Below are 11,218 nucleotides of genomic sequence, written 5' to 3'. Positions count from 1 at the left end.
TATTGAAAAGCTTTCTATTACAATGACCAACGAATTATCTGACAACCTATTTTCTTTGATTAAATCGCTATCTCCATCAGAAAAGCGACAATTTTCGCTGTATGTTGGTCGAATTGGAGTAAATACCGATAGTAAATTCCTCAATCTTTTTAAGCTGATGTCCCGGCTAAAAAAGTATGATGAGAAGGAAATTTTGCAGAAAACAAAAATCAGCAAGCAGCAGTTAAGCAATGTAAAGGCGCATTTGTATAAGCAAATCCTGGTGAGTTTAAGACTGAACCCGTCGAATCAAAGCATCCCTGTACAAATTAGGGAGCAGCTGGATTTTGCTTTTATTTTATATAGAAAGGGGCTTTACAACCAGGCATTAAAATTACTGGATAAGATAAAATCTACTGCCCTGCACTATGAGGAGAATAGCCTGGGCTATCAAATCCTGGAATTGGAGAAAATCATCGAATCTCAATACATCACCAGAAGTATACGCAACAGGGCTGAGATTCTTATTCAGCAAACCGAAAATCTTAGTAGGTTAAATCATTTGAATGCCAGGCTCTCCAATTTGTCACTGGAACTTTACGGTACTTTTTTAAAGATGGGATACGCGCGAACCGAAGAGGAAGCTGCTGCAATACGGGAATATTTTCACGAAAACCTTCCGGAATATACTTTTTCTGAATTGGGCTTCCACGAAAAACTCTGGATGTACAAGGCCTGGTTGTGGTTTAGTTTTATCACACAGGATTTCCTGGCCTGTTACCGGTATTCGATGAAATGGATCGATCTCTTCGATGAATATCCGCATCTTGTAAGTCTGCACCCGGTTTCTTATATCAAAGGAAACCATTATTTGCTGGAATCGCTATTCTATCTGAATCATACCACCTTATTCGAGAAGGCATTGAAGAAAATGGAAGCCACCTTAAAAGATCCTAAAATCCCCGATGATGACAACATCAAGGCATTGTCATTTTTGTACCTGTACTCCAATAAATTGAATCTTCGGTTTATGAAGGGAGAATTTGCAGGAGGTGAGGAACTTGTGGAGAAAATTCAGAAGAAAATCAACAAATTTAAAGGTAGGATCGATGAGCATCATATTATGGTGTTTTATTATAAGATCGCCTGTTTACACTTCGGAAATGGAGAAAATAAACAATGCATTTTCTACCTGAAAAAAATCATCAATAACAAATCGCTTGAAATGCGGGAAGATTTAATGTGCTTCTCCAGGATTCTGAATCTGGTTGCGCATTATGAAGCCGGGATGGACTACCATTTAGAAAGCCTCATAAAGTCTACCTATAAGTTCCTGATTCGAATGAACGATTTACACGAGGTGCAAAAGGAAATGATCAAATTTTTGAGAAACCTTCCCGATGTTTCTCCTTTAGATATTAAGGATGAGTTCAGAAAACTTCATGCTACTTTGAAGCAATACGAAGATCACCCCTATGAGCGTCGTGCATTTTTGTATTTGGATATTATTTCCTGGTTGGAAAGCAAAATCGAAAACAAACCCGTAGCCGAGGTGATCGCTGAAAAAGTCGCGGTTATGAGTCGTTAGAAATTAGTCAAACACTACGGGGAGCGTAAAAGATCCATTTCTGGGCTCACCTAATTTTTTTCCGGGTTCCCAGGCTGGCATTTCTGAGATTAGTCGGTAAACTTCGGCCATATAATATAGATCATTGGATTTCTCAACAAATTTGATATTATAAGGTTTCCCTGTTTTATCGAGATGGAAAAGAACTACTACTCTTTCACGCTTATGGTGGGTATTTGGTATTCTTTTATTTTCTATAAGATATTTTCGGAAAGCTTCCATCCCGCCAGGGAATTTAGGTGGTTCATGATGATCAAAATGTTCAATTTCTTCCCCTTTATTATTCCAGACGGTACCCGATTTAAATTTGCCGTTTTTAAAAATATCTACTCGTCTTTTTGAACCATTAGGCCAAAACCCTTCGAGAATACCATCCATCTTCCCTTTCTTGTAATTGACGCTAAAAAAAAACTCTCCTGAATCATACCACCAGGAATACTTGCCTTCAAGGACCTTTTTACCATTTTTAATATAATATGACCTTTCAAAATGTTTTTTACCATTTATAAAATAGGTCGTATTGATAAAGTCATATTTTTCACCATCGACCGGCTTAATGACTTTATAGAATTCAGCATTAACTTGAGAGTCTAATTCTGAATAAAATTTATCCATATAAATAGTGTCCTGAGCAAAAACTGAAGAGAAGACAAGTGTAAATAGTAGGCTTAAGTAATAACTCTTCATATAATTTTCAAATGGGGTTAGTTTTGATAATTATTTCAAAGCGCTCCAAATGGGATCGGCTTCAGGCAAGTCAGCCACGAGATGAATTTCCTCCTTTTTTACCGGGTGAATAAATGTCAATTCCCGGGCGTGCAGGTGAATGCTGGCATCTTTATTACTGCGATCAAAGCCGTATTTTAGATCTCCTTTAATTGGGCAGCCAATTGCAGAAAGCTGACTGCGAATTTGATGATGCCTTCCGGTGTGCAGGTCTATTTCCAGGAGATAATAATTGTCCAATTTCTTCAGAATTCGATATTCCAGGATAGCTTTTTTGCTTTCAGGCACTTCCTTGATATGAGCGTATGATTTGTTCTGTTTTGGGTTGCGGTTTAAAAAATGAGTTAAGGTATCTGCATCTTTGGGCGGAGCATTCTTCACAATAGCCCAGTAGGTTTTTTTTGCTTCTTTTTGCTGAAAAAGTTTATTGAGCCTGGGCAGAGCCTTTGAGGTTTTTGCGAAAACCACAATTCCGCTGGTGGGACGATCTAACCTATGTACGACTCCCAGATAAACATTCCCGGGTTTATTGTATTTTTCCTTTAGATAAGATTTTACCACCTCACTTAGCGGTTTATCGCCGGTTTTATCACCCTGAACGATATCTCCCGGGCGCTTATTCACCACTATGATATGATTGTCCTCATACAGGACCTGAAGATTATTTTTATCTGAAATTATCTTTTCCACAAAAGCGAAATAAAGAATGAATCACCTCCCCAATGGGGAGGCCGGGAGGGGCTTTTAATACTGCTCTTCATCACTGGGGAAGTTTTTATTCTTCACGTCATCCCGGTAATTTTCGAAGGCTTTGGTCATTTCGGTATGCAAGTCGGCGTAGCGTCTTAAAAATCTCGGATTGAACTCGTGGGTCATTCCCAGCATATCGTGCACTACCAGCACCTGGCCGTCTACACCATTTCCGGCGCCAATTCCTATTACCGGAATGCTGATGCTTTCAGCTACTTCTTTGGCCAGTTTAGCAGGAACTTTCTCTAAAACTATTGCGAAACAACCGATTTTCTCTAACAATTTCGCATCCGATTTTAGTTTTTCGGCCTCGGCTTCTTCCTTGGCGCGAACCGTATAAGTTCCGAATTTATAGATAGATTGCGGCGTAAGTCCAAGATGTCCCATCACCGGAATCCCGGCGTGTAAAATACGTTTCAGGGATTCTTTGATTTCTTTCCCGCCTTCCAGCTTAACGGCGTGAGCGCCGCTTTCTTTCATAATTCTAATTGCCGATCGCAGAGCTTCTTTAGGGTCGCTTTGGTAACTTCCGAAGGGAAGATCTACCACCACAAGCGCACGGTGAATAGCCCTAATCACACTTTGGGCGTGATAGATCATCTGGTCTAAGGTTATAGGCAGGGTGGTTTCGTGCCCGGCCATCACATTACTGGCCGAATCTCCCACCAAAATCACATCTATCCCGGCGCCATCTACGATTTTCGCCATCGAATAATCGTAAGAGGTGAGCATCGCAATCTTCTCACCGTTTTGTTTCATATCTACCAGGGACTTGGTGGTTACCCTTTTATATTCCTTTTTTGCAACAGACATCTATCGAATTTTAAATTTGAGTAAAAGTAGTAAATTAGTGCGCATCCATCAAAAAGCTTCGCCTATGAAATCGCTCTTATTGCCTTTATTGTTGCTCTTTTCGAGCTTTGGTCTATCACAAACAATCCCGGAAGAAGAATCGGCCAAAAAACTGGTAACCGACTTTTTCGAGGCTTTTCACCAACAGGATGGCAGCAGGCTTAAAAGTTTTGCGTATCAGGATGTGATTTTGCAGAGTATTTTGGTGTCTGAAACAGAAGAGGTAAAACTTACCACCTATACTTACTCAGATTTGGTAGACAGGATAGTATCGATTCCCAAAACCACCAAATTTGAAGAGATATTACACGATTTTGAAGTCTCCATTCACGGGAAAATGGCCAATGTCTCAACCCCGTATTCATTTTACTTAAATGACGAATTTAGTCATTGTGGGATGAATACCTTTCAGCTTATGAAAGTTGGAGAAGACTGGAAGATCATTTACCTGGTAGACACCCGTCAAAAAACCGGATGCCCTGAATATTAAATGTCTTTCACGCAGCGAAAGCCAAGATGCTCCAGGCTGCTATCGGGGGTAGAGCTCATTCTGGCCGAATTTCGGTAGCCGGTGCAATAAGATTCACTGCAGAGAAACGACCCGCCGCGAATAACCTTATGCTGGTCTGGCTTAAAATATTCTTTCAAATATCCGTCGGTTCTGCTCTCCAGCCTACTGTAGGCATTGGGATAGTAGGTGTCCAGGCACCATTCCCAGGCGTTTCCGGCTATTTCATAAAGCCCGAATGCATTCTCCGGAAAACTTTTTACCGGCGCTAAACCTTCAAAATTATCTTCTGCAGTATTGTTTGACGGAAAATTTCCCTGGTGAAAATTGACAAATTCTGAAGCTATTGAAAAGTCATCTCCCCAATGGTAATTTTTACGATCCTTGCCGCCGCGGGCAAGGTATTCGAATTCAGCCTCGGTGGGCAGGCGTTTCCCGGCCCATTTGGCATAGGCCATAGCATCGTACCAGGAAACCTGCACTACGGGAAGATCATCTTTTTCTTCAATATCGCTGCCCGGTCCCTTTGGATATTTCCAGTTGGCTCCCTCAACAAATTTCCACCAGGCTTGCGGGTTTGTTGCATCAAAAACCATAGCCCCGGCTGGGTAGGCCTGGCCGTTAATTTCAAATTCTCTTTCAGCAGTTGTTACATAGCCTGTGGCTTCAATAAATTCCCTAAATTTTGCATTGGTCACCTCGGTTTCATCTACCCATAGATCATTAACCTTCTCTTTATGCTGCGGAAATTCGTCCTGCCGCGCCTGTTGTGAATTACCTCCCATGGTATAGGTGCCGCCTTCAATTTTTATCATTCCACTGGTTGATTCAGAATTATCCCGGGGCGGAATTTGCTCAATTTCAGCCATCATTTTTTTATGCAATTCCAGCGGATTTACTTCTGAAGCGGATTCTGAAATTTCTTCTGAATTGTTTTCAGATTCAGAATTCTTACAGCCGGCAAAGCTTAAGCATAACAGTAAATAAAGGATAATCTTTTGATTAAGAACCATCAGGGAGAATTTTCAGCTAAGATAAAAAACCAGAATGATTCAGCAGAAACTTCAAAAATTGGAAGACCCTCCAGAAACTTTTTCCTGAAGGGTCTTTATTTAATAAAAGAAACGAAATGGCCTATGGTTTTAGTACCACCCTAAACCGGGCTTTGTTATTTATCATTTTGTCATAGGCCTCGTTAACTTTATCTAAGGGGTATTCTTCAATTTTGGCCCTGGCACCGGTAAGGGCGCTGAAATTTAGGGTATCTTCAGAATCCATCGCCGTTCCGCTGGGCCAGCCAGCCACTGATTTTCTCCCCATAAGTAGTTCCATTGGCGAAACCTCAATTGGGTCTCCCGTCGCGGCCACCATTAGCAGCTTCCCGTCTATTCCAAGTCCGCCGATCACCGAGGTGATGGCCTTACTATGCGGTGCAGTTGCCAGGATGAGTTTTGCGCCACCCAGGTTTTGTAATTCTTCGGCAGCGTCTTTCTCGTCGGTATTAATAAAATGGTGAACGCCGAGTTCTTTCGCGAGATCTTTTTTATTATCGCTGGTAGAAATCGCCACGGTGCGCATTCCCATTTTGGCAGCGTATTGAATGGCAAGGTGACCAAGACCTCCAATTCCCTGTACAGCCACTAAATCTCCTGGTCTTATTCCTGAATTTCTTAATGCATTAAAAACCGTGATTCCCGCGCAGAGCAGGGGAGCCGCTTCAGCCGAAGATAATTCTTCAGGAACGGCTGCAATGGCTTCTTTAGGGGCGCACATATATTCGGCATAGCCGCCGTCATAAGAAATTCCACTAATTTTCGCATTCTGGCAGCTTATAAAATCGCCGCGGCGGCAGGGTTCACATTCGAAGCAATGTCCGCCGTGCCAGCCCACGCCAACCCGTTGACCTTTTTTCCAGTTATTTACATTTTTTCCGGTTTCTTCTACGATTCCCACAACTTCGTGACCGGGAACCCTGGGATATTCAATTCCGGGGAAGGCACCGTCTTTTACAAAAGCGTCGCTGTGACAAATGCCACAGGCTTCAACTTTAATCAATACTTCATTTTCTTTTGGGCTGGGTTTGTCCATATTCACCAGGACAAATTCCCCTCCTTTTTCCTGTACTTGTGCAGCTTTCATAATTTTTATTTGGTTTTAAGCCATAAGTTACGAAATGCTCAAAGGAACAACTTGTAAGCCTTTGTTAATTTAGAGCAGAGAGGGAAGAAGGAAAAACACCACAATACCATTGTTCATCGCATGCAAAAGGATTGGCCAAAGCAGACTATGGTTTTCAATTTTCACCTTTCCGAAGAAAAATCCTGCAATAATGCGCGGAAAAATCATAATAAATAGAATGAGATCGAACTGCCAGCCTTCAACATAATTCCAAATGTGTACCAGGCCGAATAGAATCGCGGTAAACCACCAGATTACTTTATAATTTCTGTGCAGAAGAATTCGAAATTTCCGAAGAATTCTTAAAGGTTTTAGTGCTGAAAAGAACAAAAACAGCAGAAATGCCGAGAGTACCAGCAGGCCATATTTCAAGAGAGAATTCGCCTCTTCGGGAATGAAGGCCAGTGCCAGAAAACAAAAGGTAGCGCAAATAAAAATATAGATTTCTGAAATGCTGGGCTTTACCAGGCTTCTGAAAAGGCTTTCCTCCAAAACCGGGGCGACGACCACTGCCATTAAAATAAAAGCCAACGGACTTTCATTCATAAAATCAAACAATTCGGTTTGTTGATATTGTTCCAGGTCTATGGCAGGGATCATTGTGGTTAGGAACCCCAACAGGAAGAAAAATAAAAAATAGGATCCCAACATCAACCAGTAATTGCGAAACAGGTTTTTGGTTTTTGGAGAAAATTTAGGGAATTGCAAAATTTTAAATTTTACTGCAATTTAAAACTGTCTTTGATTAATGCCACGAATTCACGAATATTTATTTTCACTCCCCCCTCCTTCGGAGGGGGGCAGGGGGGAGGCTTTTCCTAACAATCGCTCAAACTTACCTTTACGGCCAGACCACCTTCAGAGGTTTCCTTATATTTTGAGTTCATATCTTTTGCGGTGTCCCACATGGTTTCGATCACTTTATCCAGCGGCACCTTAGCCTTACTGGCGTCGCTTTCCAGGGCGATTTCTGCAGCGTTTATGGCCTTGATCGCTCCCATTGAATTTCGTTCTATACAGGGTACCTGTACCAGCCCGGCAATGGGATCGCAGGTTAGACCAAGATGATGTTCCATCGCGATTTCGGCGGCCATTAGAGTTTGCTCTGGAGTACCACCTAACAGATCGGTGAGCCCTGCTGCGGCCATCGCTGAAGAAACCCCGATTTCGGCCTGGCAGCCACCCATAGCAGCCGAGATGGTGGCTCCTTTTTTAAATAAACTACCCACTTCTCCCGCAACCAGCATAAAGCGTTTCAGTTCTTCGAAAGTAGCCTGGTGATTTTCGATCACCATATAATACATCATCACGGCGGGAACCGTTCCGGCGCTTCCATTTGTGGGAGCGGTCACCACACGACCAAGCGAGGCATTTACTTCGTTTACACTAAAGGCAAAACAGCTTACCCATTTAAGAATCTGACGGAATTTCACCTCGGTTCTTCTAATGGCAGTGATCCACTCTTCGGCATTGCTATATTGTTCATCGCCAATTAATCTCTGGTGCATTTCAAAAGCACGGCGTTTTACGTTGAGTCCGCCGGGGAGGGTACCTTCGGTATGACAACCTACATACATAGAGTCCAGCATCACTTCCCAGATTTGGCGCAGGCCGGAATCGATTTCTTCCTCGCTACGAAGCGATCTTTCATTTTCCAGCACGATCTCTGAAATGCTCTTATTCTGCTCTTTGCAATACTCAAGCAGTTCGGTAGCTTTCTCGATAGGAAAAGGAAATTCCTGGAAGCTCTGCATTTTTTTGCTGGCATTCTTGCGTTCTTTTTTAACTACGAATCCGCCGCCAATGGAGTAAAAAGAAGAACTGTATTTTTTGCCATTTTTGAGCGTAGCTCTAAAGGTCATTCCGTTAGGGTGAAATTCAAGGAATTTTCGGTTGAATTTCACATCGGTATCCATCTTGAATTCAATGGGGCGCTCCCCATTTAAGAGTAAAGTATGCTCCTTTTTGATCCTGTCGATTTCAGGCTCGATAAGGCTTATATCCATAGTCACCGGGTCGTGACCTAAAAGCCCCAAAAGGCTGGCAATATCTGTAGCGTGGCCTTTTCCGGTGAGAGAAAGGGATCCAAAAAGATCTACGTGAAGTTTTTCAACTTCCTCGAAACAGCCTTTCTTTTTAAGTTCAGCAATAAAACGCTGGGCTGCCCGCCAGGGACCAAGGGTATGAGAACTGGATGGGCCAACGCCCACCTTCAGCATATCAAAAACGCTTATGCATTCAATTTTTCGCATTCAGGAGTCAATTTGGGTGCAAAAATAGTGAATTGCCAATCGCTCGCATAGCAGAAAGCAGAAAGTTTCTAACGTTTTCGTAAGGCAGATTTGGCAAGGCTTTTCAGAAAAAGTGACAACCTGTCATAAGTTTTCTGCTGGCATAATGATTGACTTTAACAGAGCGAATTCAAGAAATCTAATAAGTAAAAATTCAACGTATAAAGTTATGAGTAAAATAATTGGAATTGACTTAGGTACTACCAACTCGTGCGTTGCCGTAATGGAAGGTAACGAGCCAACGGTAATACCTAATGCTGAAGGTAAGAGAACTACGCCTTCTGTCATTGCCTTTGTGGAAGGCGGCGAAATAAAAGTAGGAGATCCTGCAAAGCGTCAGGCTGTAACTAACCCTGAAAAAACTGTTGCGTCTATCAAGCGTTTTATGGGGAACAAATATTCTGAGTCTTCAAAAGAAGCCGGAAGGGTTCCTTATAAAGTGGTGAAAGGAGATAACGATACTCCACGTGTTGATATCGACGGAAGAAAATATACGCCTCAGGAACTCTCAGCAATGATCCTTCAGAAGATGAAGAAAACCGCTGAAGACTACCTTGGGCAGGATGTAACCGAAGCGGTAATCACCGTTCCGGCTTACTTTAACGATTCTCAGCGTCAGGCTACCAAAGAGGCTGGTGAGATCGCAGGGCTTAAAGTTCAGCGAATCATCAACGAGCCTACTGCAGCAGCCCTGGCTTACGGATTAGACAAAAAATCACAGGACCAGAAGATCGCGGTTTATGACCTTGGTGGTGGTACTTTCGATATTTCTATCCTTGAATTAGGAGACGGAGTTTTTGAAGTATTATCTACTAATGGAGATACTCACCTTGGTGGTGACGATTTTGATGAGGTGATCATCGACTGGCTTGCCGATACTTTCCAAAAAGCTGAAGATATCGATCTAAGAAAAGACCCAATGGCACTTCAGCGTTTGAAAGAAGCTGCTGAAAAAGCTAAAATCGAGCTTTCGTCTTCTTCTCAAACCGAGATCAACCTACCATACGTTACCGCTACTGCCAGCGGGCCAAAGCACCTTGTAGAGACTTTAACAAGATCTAAATTCGAGCAATTGGCCGATACTTTGGTGAAGCGTTCTATGGATCCTGTACAGAAAGCTTTAAAGGACGCAGGACTTTCAAAAAGCGATATCGACGAGGTAATCCTTGTAGGTGGATCAACCCGTATCCCTAAGATTCAGCAGGAAGTTGAGGCTTTCTTCGGAAAAAAACCTTCAAAAGGAGTAAATCCAGATGAGGTTGTGGCCATTGGTGCTGCGATCCAGGGTGGAGTTTTAACCGGAGATGTAAAAGATGTATTGCTTCTTGATGTTACCCCACTTTCTTTAGGTATTGAAACTATGGGTGGTGTAAACACTAAACTTATCGAGGCGAATACTACGATCCCAACCAAGAAATCACAGACTTTCTCTACCGCTGCAGACAATCAGCCTTCAGTAGAAATTCACGTGTTACAGGGAGAGCGTCCTATGGCTGCCGATAACAAGACCATTGGTAGATTCCACTTAGACGGAATTCCACCGGCACCAAGAGGAACTCCTCAAATTGAAGTAACCTTTGATATCGATGCCAACGGAATTATTAAAGTAAGCGCTACCGATAAGGCTACCGGAAAATCTCAGGATATTCGTATTGAAGCTTCTTCAGGGCTTACTGAAGAAGAAATCCAAAAGATGAAGCAGGAAGCCGAGGCTAATGCTGAAACCGATAAAAAGGCCAAGGAGAAAGTAGACAAGCTTAACGAAGCCGATGCTATGATCTTCCAAACCGAAAAGCAACTTAAAGAGTTTGGTGATAAACTTTCAGACGACAAGAAAAAGCCTATCGAGGAAGCTTTGGAAGAGTTGAAGAAAGCTTACGAAACCAAAGAAGTTGAAACCATTCAACCTGCATTGGACAAGATCAATGAAGCCTGGAAAACGGCATCTGAAGAGATGTACAAAGCACAGGCTGAAGCCCAGGGCGGAGCAGCCGGAGGCCCACAAGGAGGTCCCGGAGCCGGCGCCGAAGGCGGCCAGGCCGGAGGAGGTGACTCCAAAGGTGGTGACGATGTAGAAGATGTAGACTTCGAGGAGGTTAAATAAGCAGAGAGCCATAATTCAAAGCGCGAAAAGCGCTTTGAATTATGTGCGAATCGCTTATCCCGAACTTGTTTCGGGATTAAGCCCCCTCCCATACCCTCCCCCAATAGGGGAGGCTTGAACAAAAGCAAAAGAGGCTGTCTGAAAAGGCAGTCTCTTTTTTATTGGAAATAATTCAGGATAGTATTATTTTCATGGTATGAAAG

General features: G+C 42.7%; 10 protein-coding genes. 3 read left to right on the top strand and 7 right to left on the bottom strand.

Annotation, left to right across the window (positions count from 1 at the left end; genetic code table 11):
- Positions 1–22: 22 nt before the first annotated feature.
- Positions 23–1,567, top strand: coding sequence for a hypothetical protein (locus ACW6QP_RS13980; RefSeq protein ID WP_457911490.1), 1,545 nt, complete (start codon positions 23–25; stop codon positions 1,565–1,567).
- A 3-nt stretch (positions 1,568–1,570) separates the two neighbouring features.
- On the opposite strand, the gene ACW6QP_RS13975 is transcribed toward ACW6QP_RS13980, so the two are convergent.
- The 3 genes from ACW6QP_RS13975 to panB are packed head-to-tail and all read right to left on the bottom strand — an operon-like array spanning position 1,571 to position 3,895.
- Complete coding sequence (locus ACW6QP_RS13975) at positions 1,571–2,293, bottom strand: hypothetical protein (RefSeq protein WP_457911489.1); 723 nt, start codon at positions 2,291–2,293, stop codon at positions 1,571–1,573.
- 30 nt (positions 2,294–2,323) lie between these two features.
- On the bottom strand, positions 2,324–3,022 hold the full coding sequence (locus tag ACW6QP_RS13970) for an RluA family pseudouridine synthase (protein WP_457911488.1): 699 nt from the start codon (positions 3,020–3,022) through the stop codon (positions 2,324–2,326).
- Between the two features lie 54 nt (positions 3,023–3,076).
- A complete protein-coding gene (gene panB, locus ACW6QP_RS13965; protein WP_457911487.1) occupies positions 3,077–3,895 on the bottom strand; it encodes a 3-methyl-2-oxobutanoate hydroxymethyltransferase in 819 nt (272 codons plus the stop codon).
- A 64-nt stretch (positions 3,896–3,959) separates the two neighbouring features.
- Between panB and ACW6QP_RS13960 the strand changes: the two genes are divergently transcribed.
- Entirely contained in the window at positions 3,960–4,424 is a 465-nt protein-coding gene (locus ACW6QP_RS13960; protein ID WP_457911486.1) for a nuclear transport factor 2 family protein, read from the top strand.
- On the opposite strand, the gene ACW6QP_RS13955 is transcribed toward ACW6QP_RS13960, so the two are convergent.
- From ACW6QP_RS13955 to ACW6QP_RS13940, 4 genes are all read right to left on the bottom strand, one after another.
- On the bottom strand, positions 4,421–5,455 hold the full coding sequence (locus tag ACW6QP_RS13955; protein ID WP_457911485.1) for a formylglycine-generating enzyme family protein: 1,035 nt from the start codon (positions 5,453–5,455) through the stop codon (positions 4,421–4,423). The genes ACW6QP_RS13960 and ACW6QP_RS13955 overlap by 4 nt on opposite strands.
- Positions 5,456–5,576: 121 nt before the next feature.
- Positions 5,577–6,581 carry an alcohol dehydrogenase gene (locus tag ACW6QP_RS13950; RefSeq protein WP_457911484.1) on the bottom strand — a complete coding sequence of 335 codons (1,005 nt, stop codon included), beginning with the start codon at positions 6,579–6,581 and terminating at the stop codon, positions 5,577–5,579.
- 69 nt (positions 6,582–6,650) lie between these two features.
- On the bottom strand, positions 6,651–7,328 hold the full coding sequence (locus tag ACW6QP_RS13945; RefSeq protein ID WP_457911483.1) for a CPBP family intramembrane glutamic endopeptidase: 678 nt from the start codon (positions 7,326–7,328) through the stop codon (positions 6,651–6,653).
- 110 nt (positions 7,329–7,438) lie between these two features.
- Positions 7,439–8,872, bottom strand: a complete 1,434-nt coding sequence (locus tag ACW6QP_RS13940) for an L-serine ammonia-lyase (RefSeq protein WP_457911482.1) — start codon at positions 8,870–8,872, stop codon at positions 7,439–7,441.
- A gap of 208 nt (positions 8,873–9,080) precedes the next feature.
- Here ACW6QP_RS13940 and dnaK point away from each other — a divergent pair, with 208 nt between their 5' ends.
- Entirely contained in the window at positions 9,081–11,015 is a 1,935-nt protein-coding gene (dnaK, locus tag ACW6QP_RS13935) for a molecular chaperone DnaK (protein ID WP_457911481.1), read from the top strand.
- Positions 11,016–11,218: the final 203 nt, after the last annotated feature.

It is taken from the genome of Salegentibacter haimaensis, from assembly GCF_054121495.1.
The sequence above is the reverse complement of the archived record's forward strand: the minus strand, read 5'-3'. Positions and strand labels throughout refer to the sequence as shown.

Bases quoted from the DNA above. Each gene is read 5' to 3' on its own strand.
- ACW6QP_RS13950 (WP_457911484.1), bottom strand. From the start codon at position 6,581: ATGAAAGCTGCACAAGTACAGGAAAAAGGAGGGGAATTTGTCCTGGTG.
- ACW6QP_RS13955 (WP_457911485.1), bottom strand. From the start codon at position 5,455: ATGGTTCTTAATCAAAAGATTATCCTTTATTTACTGTTATGCTTAAGC.
- ACW6QP_RS13975 (WP_457911489.1), bottom strand. From the start codon at position 2,293: ATGAAGAGTTATTACTTAAGCCTACTATTTACACTTGTCTTCTCTTCA.
- panB (WP_457911487.1), bottom strand. From the start codon at position 3,895: ATGTCTGTTGCAAAAAAGGAATATAAAAGGGTAACCACCAAGTCCCTG.
- ACW6QP_RS13960 (WP_457911486.1), top strand. From the start codon at position 3,960: ATGAAATCGCTCTTATTGCCTTTATTGTTGCTCTTTTCGAGCTTTGGT.
- ACW6QP_RS13940 (WP_457911482.1), bottom strand. From the start codon at position 8,872: ATGCGAAAAATTGAATGCATAAGCGTTTTTGATATGCTGAAGGTGGGC.
- ACW6QP_RS13980 (WP_457911490.1), top strand. From the start codon at position 23: ATGACCAACGAATTATCTGACAACCTATTTTCTTTGATTAAATCGCTA.
- dnaK (WP_457911481.1), top strand. From the start codon at position 9,081: ATGAGTAAAATAATTGGAATTGACTTAGGTACTACCAACTCGTGCGTT.